The organism is Parerythrobacter lutipelagi, from assembly GCF_005434975.1.
GTDB classification, from domain to species: Bacteria; Pseudomonadota; Alphaproteobacteria; order Sphingomonadales; family Sphingomonadaceae; genus Parerythrobacter_A; species Parerythrobacter_A lutipelagi.
On record NZ_SKCJ01000001.1, the window covers coordinates 291,280 to 309,178 of the forward strand.

Sequence of the window (17,899 nt, forward strand, 5' to 3'; positions counted from 1 at the left end):
GCTAAAATCCCTTCGCTAGACTGCGGGGAGCCTGAGCTCGCTCCTGTCTGTCCGTGCGGATCGGCATTCGATTGGATCACCCCGATCATCGCCGCGCGTGGCCTATAGGTGGCAAATCGCCACGCGAAACACCTTGCGCTTAATGATATGTTGTAACATTATCTTTATCGAAGCGTCACGTAAGTCGGCGCAACACAAGGAGAGCATGTCATGGCCTATGTGGACCAGAAAGGATCGGGCAGCCGCGCAGCAGGAATTGCCGGGGTGGTTGCGATCCATGCCGCTTTGGGTGCCATCGTGGTGACCGGTTTGAGCACCGTCATTCCTGAATTGATGGAAGACAAGCCGTTGCCGGGATACGATGTCGAAGTCGAGCTGCCGCCGCCTCCACCGACGGACGAGCCGGAGGTGACAAAGGACGACAAGCAGATGCAGCAGGATATTTATGTGCCTGACCGCCCGTTCGAATTCGACAGCAATGTCGATGTCAGCACCTCGGACATAATGGCCGACCCGAACGACTTCGTCGTCGACCCCGATCCGATAGGGGCGGAACTCGTCGATCCTTTTCCCAAACCGACGCCGACACAAGAGCCGAAGTTCGACCCGATCATCGCCAAGGCCAGCAACAACCCGGGCGAATGGGTCACCAACGCCGACTACAAAAGCAGCTGGATCCGCCGGGAATATCAGGGCGTGGTCGGCTTCTCGCTTCAGGTCAGCGCGCAAGGGAGAGTGACCGATTGCCGGGTCACCCGGTCAAGCGGACACAGCGTGCTTGATGATGCGACCTGCCGATTGGTCAAACAGCGCGCCCGGTTTACCGCTGCGCGCGATGGCAAGGGCATGAAGACTCCCGGCAGCTACAGCAATTCCGTGCGCTGGGAATTGCCCGACTGACGCCGCCACAGGGCGCCTATCAGCCCGTAGTACCTGAGGGCTTCGCTTCGTCGATCCTGTCGACCGGCGAAGTCCCCGTGGCATCGGGCACGGTCCAGATCAGAACGTTCAAGACCCCCACCAGCGCAAGGACAACCATTAGCACAGCCTGCTGACGCGCGCCGCGCCGCCATGCGAAGAATGCCGCCGCTAGCAATACCAGCACGGCGATGACGACCAGAGAGAGAACCAGATCCATGCCGATGTGACTATTCGTTACAAGCGCTGCGCGAAAGAGGCTTTATGCTGAAACAATTGGGGCTCAGGCCCGTTGGGTTAGCAGAAGTCACAAACTAGGAGCGGACACATGGGAATTTTCAGCAGTATCAAGAAAGCAATTTTCGGCGAGAAAAAGGAAGCCGAAGCACCGAAGATCAATATTCCATCAGCCAACGATTCGGCGCCTAAGCCCGTCTCCGAAGTCGACGTCGCTGCGCGGCTGGATGCGATGGACGGGGCAGACAAGCTCAACTGGCGGACCTCGATTGTCGATCTGATGAAGCTGATTGGCGTGGATTCCAGTTTCGCCAATCGCAAGGAACTGGCCGGCGAACTGGGCGACACGAACTATTCCGGTTCGGCTGAAGAGAATATCTGGCTGCACAAGAAAACCATGCAGGAACTGGCCAAAAATGGCGGCCGTGTCCCGCCGGAGTTTCTCGACTGACCACTAAGACATAGCACAATGAACGGGCGGGCTTTCGGGTCCGTCCTTTTTGTTTCCGGCTTTGACTTGCAGCCGGTCCCGCGCCAGACACGGCGCATGACTTCACACACATTCGACATCACCCGCCGCCAAGTCCTCGCAGGCTTCGGTGCAACCACTTCGCTCGCGCTGACGGGATGCATCACGCAGCGCACCATCCCGCTCGCACCCGATACGGTTGCCGCAAATCAGGTGGGCGCAAACCGCCTGCTCGATTTCGTCGGCTACAACCTGCTGGCTCACGAGCCAGAACGTGCGACGGCATTGGGGGTCGACACCGGTACCCATGCGAACCTGCGCGGGCAGCTGGAAGACCAGTCGCCCGAGGGCCAGCAGGCTTATGCTGCAACCCTGCGCAAGGATCTCGCCCGAATCCAGGCCTATCCGCGGGATGGCCTGAACACCGACACACTGACCAACATGGAGGTCGTGGAAAGCGGATACCAGCTCGCGCTTGATGGTTTCGCACTGCCCTATGGCGATACACCGGTAGGTAACTGGCGCACGGCGCCGTACGTCGTGATTCAGAATGTCGGCGCTTATCTTGGTGTCGCACGGTTTATGGGGATGGACCATCCGATCCGTGACAGCGACGATGCCGATGCATTTCTTTCGCGTATCGGACAGTTCCCTGGCGTGCTCGATGGTGAGCTCACCCGTATGCAGGAAGCGCGCGCGATGGGAGTCGTACCGCCCGATTTTCTGATCGACAAGGCGATCCCGCAGCTCGAACTGACTATGGAAAGCGCGCAAAAAGGCGAACTGTTTACTTCGGTGTTTGGCGAGAAGGCTGCTGCCGCCAATCTTTCAAATCCGCCGATAGAAGCCGTGTTAGAGATGGAAACGGGTCCAGTGATCGCCGCACTCCAGCGGCAGTTGGAGGAACTCAAAGCGCAGCGCACTGTCGCAACCGGTGATCCCGGCATGCGCGAACGCCCCTATGGCGAAGAGTGGTACCAATGGGCCTTGCGGTCCAGCACCACCACCGACCTCACGGCCGATGAAATTCATCGTCAAGGGCTGGAGGAACTGGAAGCCCTGCATGGCAGGATGGACCCGATCCTGCGCGAAATCGGCTATACCAGCGGCTCGGTCGGCGAACGCATGCAGGCGCTCGGAGCAGACCCGCGCTACCAGTTTTCCGAAGGCGACAAAGGCCGTGCCGAAATCTTTGCCTTCATCGATGAGCGTATCGACTGGATAAAGGCTCAGATGCCGCGGGCTTTCAACACGCTGGTCGATCCGAACCTCGAAGTGGTCCGCATTCCAATCGCTGAAGAAGCCGGGGCACCCGGTGCCTATGGCGGCGCCGGAAGCAAGGATGGAACAATACCCGGACGCTTTCTCATCAACCTGCGTTCGACGGATTTGCACCGCAAATACGACCTTGCAGATCTGACCTATCACGAGACCATTCCGGGCCATGTGTGGGAAGGCGAATATTCCAATCGTCTGCCGCTGATCCGTTCGATCCTCGCCTTCAATCCGTTTTCCGAGGGCTGGGCGCTGTATGGCGAGCAAATGGCGGACGAACTCGGCGCCTATGACGACTTCAAGGTCGGCCGGCTCGGCTATTTGCAAAGCCTCGCTTTCCGCGCGTGCCGCATGGTCGTCGACACGGGGCTGCATTCCAAAGGCTGGACCCGCCAGCAAGCAGTCAATTTCTTCGTCGAGCGCAATGGCTCGAAGGCCGGAGAAGTGGCGAGCGAAGTCGATCGCTATTGCAGCTGGCCGGGGCAGGCGACCGGATACAAGCTCGGTCACAGCCGGATCGTCGACCAGCGCAAGCGCGCGCAGGCGGCGCTCGGCAGCGCATATGATTTCAAGGCTTTCAATGATGCTGTAATTCTTGGCGGCAATGCGCCGATGGATGTTCTGGCGAAGAATGTCGGGCGCTACATCGAACGCGCGTCCAGCTGATGGAACAACTGGGCGATGATCTCGAAACCATGAAGCGTGTTCCGCTGGCGGACGCGCATGTCGAGGCGATCCGCCGGATTTCCGAAGAGCGCAGCTACGAGGAAGGAGAAATGGTCGTCGAAACCGGCGATCCGATCGACGCCTTCGTCTATGTCCTCGAAGGCGAAATCGAGGTGGTCGATCCTGATACAGGCGAACGTTTGCTGGATGCATCGCTCGGCCCGACCCAGTTCATGGGGGAGATCGGCTTTCTCAACCGGTCGTCGTATTTCCTGCCGATGCGCGCTTGCAAGCCGACCAGGACGCTGGAAGCGCCGCGCGAGCGTATGCTGGAACTGATGTCGCGCGTGCCGGAATTGTCCGATCATGTGATAACCGTGTTCGCTGCGCGGCGTCGGCGCCAGTTCGAACTCAAGAACAGCTCGATCAAGTTGATCGGCGCCGATCGCGATGCAGCCGTTCAGGAGGTCGAACGCTTCCTTAGCCGCAACCGTATCCCGTTCCAGAGCTACGATCTGGATGGCAGCGACAGCGAAACTGTGGAAGTGTGCAATCTGGCCGACCATTCGCCATCGGTGCTGATCGGGCAGGACAACGTGCTTGATGCACCGACACCGCGCAAGGTCGCGCAATACCTCAATCTCGACCTCGATATCTGCACCGCCGATACGGTCGATGTGCTGATCGTCGGCGGCGGACCTGCAGGAGTCGCAGCTGCAGTCTATTGCGGCGCGGAAGGGCTCGATGCGCTGGTGGTCGAGGACACGGCAATCGGCGGACAGGCCGGCACCAGCAGCCGGATCGAAAACTACATGGGCTTCCCGACCGGAATCAGCGGCGCGGACCTGGTTTTTCGCGGGCAGATACAGGCGATGAAATTCGGCACCCGCTTCGCCATGCCGCGCCGGGCCGAAAGCTTGTCACGCAGCGACGACGGGACATTCTGCATTACGCTGGACGATGGCGATCAGGTTTGCGCGCGCACTATCCTGGTGGCCACCGGAGTGCAGTACAAGCGATTGCCGCTGGACCGTCTGGAAGATCTCGAAGGCACCGGCATTTTCTATGCTGCGACCGATATGGAAGCCCGCTATTGCAGCAACACCGAGGCGGTCATTGTCGGGGGCGGCAACTCTGCCGGACAGGCGGCAATGTATATCAGCCGCATGGCAAAACATGTGCATATCGTGGTGCGCGGAGACAGCCTCGCCGATTCGATGTCGAGTTATTTGACCGAACGGCTGGAAGCGGATGAGGCGATCACCATCCATTACAACTCCGAAGTATCGTCGCTGCACGGTGAAGATCATTTGCAAGGCGTGACGTTGAAAGCCACTGATGGCGAACGGAAAATCGATTGCTCTGCGCTGTTCATCATGATCGGGGCGGAACCCAACACTGGATGGGTAGCGGGCCTCGTCGATACCGATCCACGCGGCTTCGTACTGACCGGTGATGCAGTGGAACGCCCGTCACCCTACGAGACGTCCTGCGACGGGATTTTCGCTGTCGGCGATGTCCGCTCCGGCTCGGTCAAGCGGGTCGCAAGTGCAGTCGGTGAAGGCTCTGTCGTGGTCAGCCGGATCTGGACACATGTTGCACAAATGAAAGAAAACACATGATATTTGCCGACCAGCCTTTTCTCGACGCGGTTGCACGCGGGGCTTTGCTGGGCATGTTTGCGCTCGCGCTGGTGGTCATCTTCATCAGGGTTATCGGGCTGCGATCATTGTCCAAGATGACCAATTTCGACTTTGTAATGACGGTCGCGCTGGGTTCGCTGGTTGCCGGCGGGGCGCAAGCCACCAAATGGTCCGGCTTCTGGCAGGTGTTGGCAGGAATGATCGGTCTCTTCATCTTGCAGTTTATCGCAGCAAAGTTACGCAAGGCCTCCGACCTGGCCGAAGATGTCATGCAGAATGAACCGATCCTGCTGATGAGAGACGGCGAATTCTGCGACCAGGCGATGAAGGATGAGCGCGTCACCAAATCCGATGTGATTGCCAAATTGCGCGAAGCCAATGTGCTGCATTTGGACGAGGTTCGCGCGGTTGTGCTCGAAACGACAGGTGATGTTTCGGTGTTGCACGGCGGCAAGCTCGACGATCGCCTGATCGAGAACGTGCGCAGCAAATCCGGCTGAGAAAGCAACTCTCGGGAACGCACGAGCACGCCCATGGATTTCTGGTCGGTTATGCGCCAAAGGGCAGCATGAAGGAGCAGTTGGTTTCATGAGTAACGAATTTTACGCCCGCATTTCGGACACGCTTCACGAAATCAAGGACCAGGGCCTGTGGAAACCCGAACGGCTGATCACCTCGCCGCAGGGTGCAAAGATCACAGTCAAAACCGATGGCGGGACAGTCGAGGCGCTCAATTTCTGCGCCAACAATTACCTCGGGCTGGCCGACAATGAAGAGCTCTCGCGCGCTTCCGCCGATACCAACGCGGAATACGGCTTCGGGATGGCTTCGGTCCGCTTCATCTGCGGCACGCTCGACCTGCACCGGACGCTGGAACGCAAGATCGCAGACTTCTTCGGGTTCGAAGATTCGATCACCTTTGCCGCCTGTTTCGATGCCAACGGCGCGGTGTTCGAGCCGCTGCTCGGGCCAGAAGATGCAATCATTTCGGATTCCCTCAACCACGCTTCGATCATCGACGGGGTACGCCTGTGCAAGGCGAAGCGTTATCGCTACGCCAACAACGATATGTCCGAGCTGGAAGAACAGCTCAAAGCGGCCAAGACCGATGGCGCGCGCACCACGCTGATCGTGACCGACGGCGTGTTCTCGATGGACGGCATCATCGCCGATCTCGAAGGGATCTGCGACCTCGCCGAGAAGTATGGCGCGCTGGTGATGGTCGATGATTGTCACGCATCCGGCTTCATGGGCACCAACGGTCGCGGCAGTCCTGAATATCGCGGCGTCGAAGGCAGGATCGATATCCTGACCAGCACGCTGGGCAAGGCGCTCGGCGGCGGCATGGGCGGTTTTATCTGCGCCAGGCAGGAAGTCATCGACCTGCTGCGCCAGCGCGCGCGACCCTACCTGTTCTCCAACGCGCTCGCGCCCGGCCTGGTCGGGGCAAGCCTGCGCATGTTCGAAATGCTGGGCGACAATGGCCTGCGCGAGCAGCTAAAAGCCAACGCCGAGCGCTTCCGCAAAGGCATGACAGAGGCTGGCTTCGATCTCATTCCGGGCGAGCATCCGATCATTCCGGTCATGCTGGGCGATGCCAAGCTGGCCGGTGATATGGCTGCCGCCCTGCTCGATGAAGGCGTGTTTGTGACCGGTTTCTCGTTCCCCGTTGTCCCGCGCGGCGCAGCGCGCATCCGCACGCAGATGAGCGCCGCCCACACCTTCGACCAGATCGATTTCACAGTCGATGCCTTCACCCGGGTCGGCCGCAAGCTTGGAGTTGTTTCATGACCACCGAAACCGCTGGAACGATGGACTCGCTCGTCAAGGCGAAACCCGAGGAAGGAATCTGGCTGCAACGGTCCGACATCCCGACCCCCGGCCCGGACGAAGTGCTGATCCGCGTGCACCGCACTGCAATCTGCGGCACCGATATCCACATCTACAACTGGGATGAGTGGGCGCAGCGTACCATCCCCGTGCCGATGATTGTCGGCCATGAATTCGGCGGCGAAATCGCAGCCATCGGCAGCAATGTCAGCCGCCCGCTGAAGATCGGTCAGCGGGTTTCGGGTGAAGGCCATCTGGTCGGCGAGAAAAGCCGCGCTGTTCGCGCCGGGCATTTCCATCTCGATCCCGACACACAGGGCGTCGGCGTCAATCGGCCCGGCGCATTCGGCGAATACCTCTGCATCCCGGCGTTCAATGTCATCGCCCTGCCCGATCATGTCGATATGGACACTGCCGCGATCCTCGATCCGCTGGGCAATGCGGTCCACACTGCGCTCGCGTTCGACCTGATCGGAGAAGATGTCCTGATTTCCGGCGCGGGACCGATCGGTATCATGGCCGCGGCTGTCGCCCGCCATGTCGGCGCGCGGCACGTTGTCATAACGGATATCAATCCGCACCGGCTCGACCTGGCAACCCAGATTTCAGACTGCACTCCGGTCAATGTGGCGGAGGAATCACTGCGCGAAGTGCGCGAGAAACTCGGCATGAAAGAAGGCTTCGACGTGGCGATGGAAATGTCCGGCGCGCCAACCGCGCTCGACCAGATCATCGACAATATGGTGATGGGCGGCAAGGTCGCGATGCTCGGCTATCCGGGCGGCAAGACCGAGATCGAGTGGAGCCGGATCGTGTTCAAGGCGCTGACCATCAAGACGATCTACGGGCGCGAAATGTTCGAGACATGGTACAAGATGCTCGCCATGCTCGGCTCGGGCCTCGACGTCAGCAAGCTCATCACGCACCGGTTCGGCTACAAGGATTTCCAGCAAGGCTTCGACGTGATGCGCAGCGGCAAATCGGGCAAGGTCATCCTCGACTGGACAGCAGCCTGACCTGGCACACGAAGTTGACACGTGTCACCCTGTTGGGTTTTCCAAGCAACTGAAATAATGTGACTTTCCTGTTTCCTACAGGGTGACACATTCGGGTGAGAATCTTCAGCGCACGATCATCCGGGCGCAGGACGATAAGCAAATCCGGCACTATCAGACGCCTAGTGTGTAGGAAAATGCTTTGGCAGACCGCACCTGTCACAGGCTCGCCCTCGACCTGCAGGCGCATTTCTGCCTATTCTTCCATCGATACATCATTCGATTCGCACGACTTTAGGGGGTTGGCTATGAAAACGGGGGTCGCAGCCCGCTTGTTGGGCGCGTTTTTACTTTGGTTCGGATGGGCGACTTCGGCGTCTGCAGACTGGCACGTTGCGGAAAGCGATAATTTCGTCGTCTATGCTGATGACAGGGAAAAAGATATCCGGCGCTTTGCCGAGTATCTCGAGCGATACCATTCAGCGCTCGAGTATGTTCTTAGCCGCGATGTGCCCAAGCCCAGTCCATCCAACCGTCTCACCATCTTCGTCGTTGGTGGCCAGAAAGACATTCGCGAATTAACCGGAAGCAGTTCAATTGCCGGGTTCTACATTCCACGCGCCAGTGGCTCGATGGCCTTCGTGCAGGATATCACTTTCAAGAGCGACTACCCCAGCTTCACGACAATTATCCTGCTCCATGAATACGCACATCACTTCTTGATCTCATCCTCCCGCATGTCCATGCCGCGATGGCTCAGCGAAGGATCGGCTGAATTCTTTTCATCGGCATCTTTCAATAAGGACGGCTCGGTCAAGATCGGTCGCGATGCGCGCTATCGCGCCTATGAGCTTGCCGGTAGCAACTCCGTCAGCGTCGAGGAGCTGCTAGATCCAGAGCTCTATGAAGAAAATCGCGGAGATCGCAGAGATGATTTTTACGGGCGAAGCTGGCTCTTGTATCACTTTCTTCAGTTTTCGGACGATCGGCAGGGCCAATTGAGCGAGTACGCGCAACTGATGGCTCAAGGCATGTCGTCTCTGGAAGCAGGGCAAACCGCATTTGGCGACTTGAAATCGCTGGAGCGTGATCTGGTTTTGTATCAGATGGAGCGCCGAAGAGCCTATCTTGAATTGCCGGCAGAAATCCTGACCCAGACCAAGGTCACTCTGCGAAAATTGCCCGAAGGAGAAGCGGAGATGATGCCGATCCGTATTCGCTCACAGCACGGAGTGAATGAGGAGAAGGCGCAGGAAATCGTTCTTGACGCGCGCGAAGTTGCGGCGGACTACCCCAGTGATGCAGGTGTGCTGACCGCTTTGGCAGAGGCTGAATATGACGCAGGCAATGATGATGCGGCGATTGCTGCAGCCGACAAGGCGATCGCGCTCGACCCGTCGCGCACCAACGCCTATGTCCAGAAAGGCTACGCCATGTTCCGCAAGGCTGAGACGGCCGATGATCGCGATGCCGCCTACACCAAAGCGATGAAACCATTAGGCGCGCTCAACCGGCTGGAGAACGATCATCCCGTGCCGCTGATGTATTACTATCGCAGTTTTGCCGAGAGGGGGATGGAGCCACCGGAAGATGCCAGGCACGCGCTTGAACGCGCAGCCCAGCTCGCACCGTTCGACAAGGGCCTGTGGTTTCAGGTCGCGATGATGCAGGCGCAGGAAGGCAAGATCGAACTGGCGGGGCTTTCGCTGGCTCCGTTAGCCAATGACCCTCACGGGGGAGCCTTGGCGAGCCGCGCAGCAACGATCCGCAAGCTGCTGGATGATGCGCCGGAGGGTGAGGCATTCCTGCCGCCGGTCATTATCGACATGCCCGATGTTGTTGGCGCAGACGGCAATGACAACGATGATCGCGAAGACGACGACTAAGGCCTCTCAGTCGCCAAGTCGAAGATCGTAGCTGACGGTGTATTCCCCTCCATCATGCAGCAATGTGCGTGTGAAGCGGCCGACCTCGGTGCCGGTGTCGACCGTTCCAATCCGGTCATGGTCGCCAACCGGATCGTCTTCCATCACGGTCAAGCTGATCGGTGCGATGGAATTGAAACTGCCGGGCACCGTCCACGTTTCGCCATTGTTGATATCGAATTTGTCACCCGGCGTCTCAGGGACACGCTGGCCGGTGTTGACGAGGAGATAGACCTCGTCCTCCCCGAAGGTCTCCGTCCGCTTTATGCAGGTGATCACGATATTCTCGACAAAGAAGCGGATCGGCTTGCCCGGTATGCTGCCCTCTGTCCGCGGAACCAGATAGATCGGCGTTCCGGTGACGCTGGCGCTGACGAACGGGCGCTGTTCCTCGTTCGTGGCTCGCAGCACATCGTCGCGGACACTGCCACCGAGCAATTGCAGCGGCAGGTCGGCCTGCGGCAACCGCGCTGCGAGCGATTTCGCGAAAGGTGAATTGTCACCCGCCCCGTCGGAGGCGGTCTGCCCGGGGGCGGCTGCGAAGATCACTATGATGTCATCCGCCTCGACCGGTGCCAGCCCGCGATTCACCGCGCGCGTACCGCTTTTCCAGCGATTGCCGAAAGGATTGTTGCGGCACGCATCGAGCACGATCATGCGCACTTGCGCGCCAGCCATGCTGTCGGTGACCAGCGACAATTCGATCGCTTCGAATGGCAGGTCGCGATCGGCCTCCAGCTTGGCGTCGGTCGGGATCAGCCAGTTCTGACCCTTGCCCTCGATCCCGTGCCCGGCGAAATACAGCATCGCCACGTCTGCCCCGTCCGCCTTCGCGGCAAATTCCCGCAATGCGGCTTCGAACGCATCGATGCCGACATCCTCGATCAGCGTAACATCGTCGAATTGCGCGTCGCGCGCGGCCTGCGCCACCAGCGCAGCATCGTTCTTCGGATTTTCCAGCTGGCTGGCGTTTGCATATTCCGAATTGGCGATGATCAAGGCGACTTTGCGCGCGTGGCCTGGCTGCGCTGACAATGCTGCGCAGATAGCAAGCAGCACCAGAAAATATCGAAGCATCGTAATCGCCCTCCCCCAAGGCCGGACAATTAGCACAGCATCACCCAATAGCCGAACACCATCGACCGGGCGGAAAGAATTCGCGCAATGGGTGGGCGCGATTGCCTATTCGGCCATTGCCGGTTGCAAGAAGGGCTCCCCTTCCTGCGCGCCCTGCAAGGCCGAGAGCATGGCGATCGCGATACCCGATGCTTCCCTGTCGTGCGTGTCGGTCGCAATCGGCAGCAGGCTCATCCTCGCCAGTCCGATTTTTCCTTCGCGAGCCTGCATGATCGCGACACTCAGCCAGAGATATTTGTCATGCGGGACAAGCTGCGCGGCGCGTTCAAGCGCATGCCTGGCCTGCTCAGGCGGCACCAGCCCGCGCTCGACATAGCTGCGATAATACTGAACCAGCGGCACGGGATGATCGTTCTCAAGGCCGTTCAATTCGGAAAACGTTGCCATGGCAGAGGCATAGGCGGCATTTGCATCGACCGCGCCCGCGGCCAATCGGAATTGCGCATAGCCTTTGTAGAGGTAGGCTTCCTTCGCTCCGCCCTCTATTGCAATGGCCGCGTCTGCCGCAGCAATCGCAGCCAAGTCGTTGCCGGCTTCGTATTCTGCCTGCGCAAGCACCGATTGGACGAACGCGTTGTCGGGAAAACGCTGCGCGACCTCCCTCGCCTCGGACACAATCGCTGCCGTGCCTTCCCGCTCCACTCCGCGGCGCAATGTCATATAGGCCGGCAGGATTGCCTCAGCGCCTGCATCGAGCTCGGACACAGTGAATTCGCCAATCGAGATCTGGTCTTTGTCGTACTTCACTGTGGGCGATACCCAGTCGCGCAAATATCGTTCAAGCTCGCGCTCAAGCACGCCTGTATCGCCAAAGGCTTCGGCGGCGGCTGCAGCGGAAGGCACGCCCGACGCGACAGCATTTGAGTAAGCTTCCAGCTGGCCGGCCCGCTCAGGGGTCGCGGTGAGATAGTGATAGAGCAACCACGATTTGCCGTAATAGGATTGGTACGACGCCCGCAGAGCGGGTGACGAGCCGTCGTCGGCCAACAGCTCACGGACCGACACATTGTCTGTGAAATACAGTTCATTGAACCGGTGCCCGGCTCCGAGACCCAGTTCGACCGAGCCATCCTTGCCGAAAGTGGCCATCGCCATATATTCGGCGAATCCTTCCCTCAGCCATTGCGGCGTCGCGGCGCGTTTGCCCGAAGCCATATGGTGGTGGGCATATTCGTGCAGAAGCACGATCAGAGACAGGCTGCGCTGACCTTTTCTCAGCTTTATATCGGGTACGAAGGCGACGGAACCGGCCGCCCGCGGAACGTAAAAGCCGGCGACAAACCGGTTGCCACCGGAAAGCCTGCGGACATCGCTGCGGTCTCCGACAACAAATACCGTCAGCCGGTTCGACGGGCTTGGCGGCGGACCGTCATTCTCCGTCACCAGCGAGAGAGCAGCGTCGTACCGTTCGAGAATGGTTACGAAGCGCTCCATATTTTCGCGATCTTCATCGGCATAGACGACAAAGTGCTCGCTTTCAGCGACGTACCATTTGGCGTTCACTGGCGAGGCCAGCAAAGCGAAGGCGAAAACAATCAATGGACGGAACAAGTGCGACCCCCCGTCTAAGAACTGAAAGAAACTACGTCCGGGTGCGGCTTCCCTTGCTCAAGGCCAGGCCGACACCATGACGCATGATCACTAACGACTGGCCAATCCGCCGATTATCGAACCGAGGATGCCGCCGAGCGGACTGCCGCCAGTGCTTCCGCTCTGCTGCGAGCCGCCTTTGGCGAGGTATCCCGCAACGGCCATGGCCAGGATCGGCAGCATTTTCTTGAGCAAGCCCTCATCGATGCCGGTCATCGAGGCGACTTCACCGGCTACGCTGCGGCTGACATCCTTGCTGCCGAAGATCGATCCGAGGATATCATTGCCCTGCTGGACCGGTGTCGGCTTGGGTGCGAGAACAGATTCAAGCAGACCGCCGCCCCCACCGCCCAGTATGGAACCGGCCAGCCCGCCCAGTCCGCCGAGCGGGTCGGACGAACCGCCGCCACCGGTTGCGCTGCGCCCCATTCCCGCGACAATTGCCGGCAACAAGGCCCCCGCCCCGATCTTTGCGGTTTGCTCGTCGATACCGAGTTCTTTCGCCATGCTTTCGATGGCACCGGACTGCTGGAGAATTTGGGCGAGGCTCATAACTCTGCTTCCTTGCAATTATTTCTTACCGAACAAACCTTTGGCCATGTCGGCTATATCGTCAAGCGGGTTGCCGTCACCATCGCGGTCAAGCATCGAAGCGAAACTGCTGAGCGATCCTTCGCCGCCGATCTGCTGCACGATCTGGTTGAGCGTACCGGTATCGAGGCCCGTCTTGACCGATGCCAGTTCCACCGTGTCACCTTGCATCTGGTGGGTCTGACCAAGCGTCGCGATCGCTTTCTCCGCCATCGCAGGGTCGATTCCGACTTTCGCCGCAAGGTTTTTCACATCATCCGGCGCGCCGCCGATATTCTTGAGGATATTGTCGAACAGGCTCATGATTTCCTCCGTGGGTTTCGAGTCTATACCGCCCGATACAGCACAATTGCACGATCACCCAGTGGTACAAGGTAAACTCGCGCAAAGAAAAACCCCCGCTCCGATTGCCCGGGCGGGCGTTTCCTCTCCAACAGCAATTCGAAAATGGCAGCGGGTCAGGCAGCCTGCGGGGCCGCCTGTCTCACGCCTTCATCAACATGGTTCTCGAATTTGGCGAAATTGTCGACGAACAACTGTACCAGCTTCTTCGCTGTGCGGTCGTATTCATCCTTGTCTGCCCAGGTCGATCGGGGATCGAGCACTACCTGGTCGATGCCAGCTTCATCCAGCGCCGGCACATGGACCGGCACATCGAAGCCAAAATTGGCGTCCTTGCGGAAGTCGACTTCGTCCATCTTGCCATCGAGCACAGCGTTGAGCAGACCGCGCGTCGCCTTGATCGGCATGCGGCTGCCGACACCGTACTTGCCGCCGGTCCAGCCGGTGTTGAACAGCCAGCACTGGACAGCACCCTTGGCGATGCGTTCTTTCAGCAGATTGCCGTAGACGCTCGGATGGCGCGGCATGAAGGCGGCACCAAAACAGGTGCTGAAAGTAGCTTCCGGCTCGGTCACGCCGATCTCTGTGCCTGCGACCTTCGCGGTGTAGCCCGACAGAAAGTAATACATCGCCTGGTCGGCGGTCAGTCGCGCGATCGGAGGCAGCACGCCGAACGCATCGGCGGTAAGCATAATCACGTTCGATGGTGCCGGGCCGAGATTCTTTTCGCTCGTATTGGGGATGTATTCGATCGGATAGGCGCCGCGGGTATTCTCGGTCTTGCTGCCGTCGGTGAAGTCGAGTTCGCGCGTATCCTCGTCCATCGTCACGTTTTCGATGATCGTGCCGAACATCTTGGTCGTCGCGTAGATTTCCGGCTCGCCCTCGGCTGACAGGTTGATCATCTTGGCATAGCAACCGCCTTCGAAATTGAACACGGCATCGTCCGACCAGCCGTGCTCGTCATCGCCGATCAGCGTGCGGCTTGCATCGGCCGAAAGCGTGGTCTTGCCGGTGCCCGAAAGGCCGAAAAAGATCGCAGACTTGCCATCGGCGCCAACATTGGCCGAGCAGTGCATCGGCATCACGCCTTGCGCCGGCAGCAGGTAATTGAGCAGGCCGAACACGCCTTTCTTCATCTCGCCCGAGTATTCGGTGTTGCCGATCAGGATAAGCTTCTCGGTCAGGCTGACCGCAATCACCGTGTCGCTGCGGCAACCGTGGCGTTCCGGATCCGCCTTGAAGCTGGGCAAGTTGATGATGGTGTATTCGGGATCGAAACCGGCGAGCTCTTCCTCGGTCGGGCGGACGAGCAGGGTGCGCGCGAACAAATTATGCCACGCCATCTGGTTGATGACGCGCACATTGACGCGGTAATCCGGCTGCGAACCGCCGAACAGATCGGCGACGTAGAGTTCGTCCTGGCCTTTCAGATGATCGAGGAAATCGGCCTTCAGCACTGCGAAGTGTTCTTCGCTCATCGGCTGGTTGATTGCGCCCCAGTCGATCGTGTCTTCGGTCGTGTCATCGCGGACGACATATTTGTCCTTCACGCTGCGGCCGGTGAATTTGCCGGTATCGACCAACAGTGCGCCGTGCTTGGTCAGCTTGCCTTCGCCCTTGTCCAGCGCATGCTCGACGAGCCGTGCAGTGCCGAGATTGGCATGGATCTTGGCGTCGGTCGCAAAACCTTGGTTGGCGAGCGAATGGGAAAGCGCGATGGTCACGGTGATCTCCTGACGATGGCGGGCTGCATGGGGGATGGACAGCCCGATTCGCGTGCATACCTATGCACGACAGTTTTGCCGTGCGCATAATCGCGCCCCGCCCCTGCGTCAAACCGAGTTTGCCCCTTCTGTGGAAGGACGCGGCCAATCGCAAGCAAATCACGCTATCGCGTTGTTTCGCCCGTCAAGAGCGGCTAGCTTCGCCGCGACAGGCACAAGCGGAGAGAGCATGTCCGATACGCAGGCGGAACCGAAGGCCGGGCAGCAAGTAATTGCGCTGGTCGATGATGACCGCAATATCCTGACCACGGTATCCATCGCGCTGCAGGCTGAAGGCTATGCGACGCGGCTCTATTCGGATGGCGAAGCGGCCTTGAAAGCGCTGTTGGAAAATCCGCCCGACCTGGCCGTGTTCGACATCAAGATGCCGCGGATGGACGGGATGGAACTGCTGCGCCGCTTGCGGGAAAACTCGGCCCTTCCGGTTATTTTCCTGACCAGCAAGGATGACGAACAGGACGAGGAAGCCGGGCTCGAACTAGGTGCGGACGACTATATCGCCAAGCCGTTCAGCATCCGCCTGCTGACTGCTCGCATTCGCGCCATCCTGCGCCGCAGCGACGCCCGCGCCATGGTCGAGATCGACGATGGCAGCGGTAAGCCTGCGAGTGGCGGGGAAATGCTCACCCGCGGCCGGTTGACGATGGACCCAGCGCGGCATTTCGTCAGCTGGGACGGCAAACATGTGTCGCTTACGGTGACTGAGTTCCTCATCCTCGAAGCGCTTGCCGTGCGTCCCGGCGTTATCAAGTCGCGCAACCAGTTGATGGATGCAGCCTATCCCGACGATATTTTCGTCGACGACCGCACAGTGGACAGCCACATCAAGCGCATGCGGAGCAAGTTTCGCAAGGTGGATCGCCAGTTTGGCGCGATAGAAACCCTGTATGGCGCGGGATACAGTTTTACCGATGGCTAGATCACGCCTGTCCGGACGCCTGGATGCGGGGCTGGAGAAATCGAGCTTCGCCAGCCGGCTCTCTCTAACGTCGCGTATCCTCGCGGTGAATCTCCTGCCGCTCGCGCTGCTTGGCGGCGGTATTTTCTATCTCGATGGCTACCGCAAGCAATTGCTCAACGAACGCTACAAGCTGGCGCGGATCGAAGCACAGATTACCGCCGAAGCGCTCGCCGGTGCGACCCGCCAGCGGCAGGAAGCATTGCTGGTCCAGATCGGCAAGGAGCAGCGCATGCGCGTGCGCATGTTCGATGCAGAGGGCGAACTTTGGGCCGACAGCTTTGCGCTTGAAGAGCCGTCCTTCACGTTCTCTGACACGACAAAGGATGGCTGGGGCGACGATTGGGCACAAACGCTGGACAAGATCGTCGACGCTGTCGTTTCTGCGGAGCCGGTCGAAGATTATATCGAACCCGAATCCAACGAAGCGGACGCATGGCCCGAACTCGCCCGCGCCCGTGAAACGGGGCTTAGCCAAATCCAGCTGCGCGACTGGACCGACGGCACCCCGGTCATCACCGCCGCCGCGCCAGTGGGGACCAACGGCGCAACTCTGCTGACCACCCGCAATGCGGTCGACATCACAGAATCCGTGCGCAGCGCGCGTTCGACGCTGGGCATTGCCGTGCTGCTGACTCTGGTCGCGTCCGTCCTCTTGTCGCTCTACCTCGCCCGTACGATAGTCATCCCCTTGCGCAGCCTGTCCTCTGCAGCTCAGCGGGTCCGGCTTGGCCGCGAACGCCAGGTCGAAGTCCCGCGCCTGCCCGAACGCAAGGATGAGATCGGCCTGCTCGCGCGCGCCGTGTCGGACATGACCAATGCTTTACGCGACCGGATCGACGGGGTTGAGCATTTCGCCGCCGATGTTGCTCACGAGATCAAGAACCCGCTCGCCTCGCTTCGTAGTGCGGTCGAATCTCTTAGCCTCGTCGACGACCCCGATTTGCGCAACCAGTTGCTCGATATCGCCTCGCACGATGTGCGCCGGATTGACCGGCTGGTTACGGAGATCTCTGACGCCAGCCGGGTGGATGCGGAGATTTCTCGCGCGACACTGGAGCAAGTCGATTTGGGCGCGCTGACCGAGGCGATTATCGAACGGCGTGACAATCGCGACGAGAACGAAGGGCATGAAATCACGCTGCGACAGCCGATGGGCCATGCAATGGTGCAGGTCGTGCCGACGCGGCTTGAACGCGTGATCGAGAACCTGCTCGACAATGCCGTGTCTTTCTCGCCGGACGGCGGCACAATCGACGTAACCATCACCATGGACGAGACCTGCGTCGCGCTCGTGGTCGAAGATCAAGGGCCCGGCATTCCCGAAGACGCTCGCGAGAAAATCTTCCAGCGGTTCCATTCCATCCGTCCGGACGCGGAAGACTTTGGCAATCATAGCGGTCTTGGCCTCGCCATCGCGCGATCGATTGCAGAAGCGCATGACGGCGCGCTTGTAGCCATGGCGCGCGACAACGGCCATCAAGGGGCAAAGATGGTGCTACGGCTGCCAAACGCAGGCTGGCAAGCAGCCTGATC

General features: G+C 59.6%; 16 protein-coding genes. 10 read left to right on the plus strand and 6 right to left on the minus strand.

Features of this window, described 5'->3' with window-relative positions; translation table 11 throughout:
• Positions 1-210 precede the first annotated feature (210 nt).
• Entirely contained in the window at positions 211-900 is a 690-nt protein-coding gene (locus E0502_RS01475; RefSeq protein WP_137676209.1) for an energy transducer TonB, read from the plus strand.
• A 19-nt stretch (positions 901-919) separates the two neighbouring features.
• Here E0502_RS01475 and E0502_RS01480 read toward each other — a convergent pair whose 3' ends face one another.
• Complete coding sequence (locus tag E0502_RS01480) at positions 920-1,138, minus strand: hypothetical protein (RefSeq protein WP_137676210.1); 219 nt, start codon at positions 1,136-1,138, stop codon at positions 920-922.
• 108 nt (positions 1,139-1,246) lie between these two features.
• On the opposite strand from E0502_RS01480, the gene E0502_RS01485 reads away from it, so the two are divergent.
• From E0502_RS01485 to E0502_RS01515, 7 genes are all read left to right on the plus strand, one after another.
• Positions 1,247-1,606, plus strand: coding sequence for a DUF3597 domain-containing protein (locus E0502_RS01485; RefSeq protein ID WP_137676211.1), 360 nt, complete (start codon positions 1,247-1,249; stop codon positions 1,604-1,606).
• A 96-nt stretch (positions 1,607-1,702) separates the two neighbouring features.
• Entirely contained in the window at positions 1,703-3,565 is a 1,863-nt protein-coding gene (locus E0502_RS01490) for a DUF885 domain-containing protein (protein WP_137676212.1), read from the plus strand.
• The gene (locus E0502_RS01495) at positions 3,565-5,187 is read left to right on the plus strand and encodes an FAD-dependent oxidoreductase (protein ID WP_137676213.1); all 1,623 of its coding nucleotides are present in this window, start codon (positions 3,565-3,567) and stop codon (positions 5,185-5,187) included. Before E0502_RS01490 ends, E0502_RS01495 begins: the two co-directional genes overlap by 1 nt.
• The gene (locus tag E0502_RS01500; RefSeq protein ID WP_137676214.1) at positions 5,184-5,708 is read left to right on the plus strand and encodes a DUF421 domain-containing protein; all 525 of its coding nucleotides are present in this window, start codon (positions 5,184-5,186) and stop codon (positions 5,706-5,708) included. Before E0502_RS01495 ends, E0502_RS01500 begins: the two co-directional genes overlap by 4 nt.
• An 88-nt stretch (positions 5,709-5,796) precedes the next feature.
• Positions 5,797-6,999 (plus strand): glycine C-acetyltransferase, encoded by a 1,203-nt coding sequence (locus E0502_RS01505; protein WP_137676215.1) that lies wholly within the window; start codon positions 5,797-5,799, stop codon positions 6,997-6,999.
• Positions 6,996-8,054, plus strand: a complete 1,059-nt coding sequence (tdh, locus tag E0502_RS01510; protein WP_240048812.1) for an L-threonine 3-dehydrogenase — start codon at positions 6,996-6,998, stop codon at positions 8,052-8,054. The genes E0502_RS01505 and tdh overlap by 4 nt, the downstream gene beginning before the upstream one ends.
• A 287-nt stretch (positions 8,055-8,341) precedes the next feature.
• A complete protein-coding gene (locus E0502_RS01515; RefSeq protein ID WP_161593686.1) occupies positions 8,342-9,919 on the plus strand; it encodes a DUF1570 domain-containing protein in 1,578 nt (525 codons plus the stop codon).
• A 6-nt stretch (positions 9,920-9,925) separates the two neighbouring features.
• On the opposite strand, the gene E0502_RS01520 is transcribed toward E0502_RS01515, so the two are convergent.
• The 5 genes from E0502_RS01520 to E0502_RS01540 form a co-directional block, all read right to left on the minus strand.
• Positions 9,926-11,035: a caspase family protein gene (locus E0502_RS01520; RefSeq protein WP_137676217.1), complete on the minus strand. Its 1,110-nt coding sequence runs from the start codon at positions 11,033-11,035 to the stop codon at positions 9,926-9,928.
• 105 nt (positions 11,036-11,140) lie between these two features.
• The gene (locus E0502_RS01525; protein WP_204517907.1) at positions 11,141-12,634 is read right to left on the minus strand and encodes a hypothetical protein; all 1,494 of its coding nucleotides are present in this window, start codon (positions 12,632-12,634) and stop codon (positions 11,141-11,143) included.
• Positions 12,635-12,736: 102 nt separating this feature from the next.
• Entirely contained in the window at positions 12,737-13,237 is a 501-nt protein-coding gene (locus E0502_RS01530) for a DUF937 domain-containing protein (protein WP_137676219.1), read from the minus strand.
• An 18-nt stretch (positions 13,238-13,255) separates the two neighbouring features.
• Positions 13,256-13,579: a hypothetical protein gene (locus E0502_RS01535; RefSeq protein ID WP_137676220.1), complete on the minus strand. Its 324-nt coding sequence runs from the start codon at positions 13,577-13,579 to the stop codon at positions 13,256-13,258.
• Between the two features lie 155 nt (positions 13,580-13,734).
• A complete protein-coding gene (locus E0502_RS01540) occupies positions 13,735-15,345 on the minus strand; it encodes a phosphoenolpyruvate carboxykinase (protein ID WP_137676221.1) in 1,611 nt (536 codons plus the stop codon).
• Between the two features lie 229 nt (positions 15,346-15,574).
• Here E0502_RS01540 and E0502_RS01545 point away from each other — a divergent pair, with 229 nt between their 5' ends.
• Both E0502_RS01545 and E0502_RS01550 read left to right on the plus strand, forming a co-directional pair.
• Positions 15,575-16,324, plus strand: a complete 750-nt coding sequence (locus E0502_RS01545) for a response regulator transcription factor (RefSeq protein WP_137676222.1) — start codon at positions 15,575-15,577, stop codon at positions 16,322-16,324.
• The gene (locus tag E0502_RS01550) at positions 16,317-17,897 is read left to right on the plus strand and encodes a sensor histidine kinase (protein ID WP_137676223.1); all 1,581 of its coding nucleotides are present in this window, start codon (positions 16,317-16,319) and stop codon (positions 17,895-17,897) included. The genes E0502_RS01545 and E0502_RS01550 overlap by 8 nt, the downstream gene beginning before the upstream one ends.
• Positions 17,898-17,899: the final 2 nt, after the last annotated feature.

Bases quoted from the DNA above. Each gene is read 5' to 3' on its own strand.
- E0502_RS01475 (WP_137676209.1), top strand. From the start codon at position 211: ATGGCCTATGTGGACCAGAAAGGATCGGGCAGCCGCGCAGCAGGAATT.
- E0502_RS01480 (WP_137676210.1), bottom strand. From the start codon at position 1,138: ATGGATCTGGTTCTCTCTCTGGTCGTCATCGCCGTGCTGGTATTGCTA.
- E0502_RS01485 (WP_137676211.1), top strand. From the start codon at position 1,247: ATGGGAATTTTCAGCAGTATCAAGAAAGCAATTTTCGGCGAGAAAAAG.
- E0502_RS01490 (WP_137676212.1), top strand. From the start codon at position 1,703: ATGACTTCACACACATTCGACATCACCCGCCGCCAAGTCCTCGCAGGC.
- E0502_RS01495 (WP_137676213.1), top strand. From the start codon at position 3,565: ATGGAACAACTGGGCGATGATCTCGAAACCATGAAGCGTGTTCCGCTG.
- E0502_RS01500 (WP_137676214.1), top strand. From the start codon at position 5,184: ATGATATTTGCCGACCAGCCTTTTCTCGACGCGGTTGCACGCGGGGCT.
- E0502_RS01505 (WP_137676215.1), top strand. From the start codon at position 5,797: ATGAGTAACGAATTTTACGCCCGCATTTCGGACACGCTTCACGAAATC.
- tdh (WP_240048812.1), top strand. From the start codon at position 6,996: ATGACCACCGAAACCGCTGGAACGATGGACTCGCTCGTCAAGGCGAAA.
- E0502_RS01515 (WP_161593686.1), top strand. From the start codon at position 8,342: ATGAAAACGGGGGTCGCAGCCCGCTTGTTGGGCGCGTTTTTACTTTGG.
- E0502_RS01520 (WP_137676217.1), bottom strand. From the start codon at position 11,035: ATGCTTCGATATTTTCTGGTGCTGCTTGCTATCTGCGCAGCATTGTCA.
- E0502_RS01530 (WP_137676219.1), bottom strand. From the start codon at position 13,237: ATGAGCCTCGCCCAAATTCTCCAGCAGTCCGGTGCCATCGAAAGCATG.
- E0502_RS01535 (WP_137676220.1), bottom strand. From the start codon at position 13,579: ATGAGCCTGTTCGACAATATCCTCAAGAATATCGGCGGCGCGCCGGAT.
- E0502_RS01545 (WP_137676222.1), top strand. From the start codon at position 15,575: ATGTCCGATACGCAGGCGGAACCGAAGGCCGGGCAGCAAGTAATTGCG.
- E0502_RS01550 (WP_137676223.1), top strand. From the start codon at position 16,317: ATGGCTAGATCACGCCTGTCCGGACGCCTGGATGCGGGGCTGGAGAAA.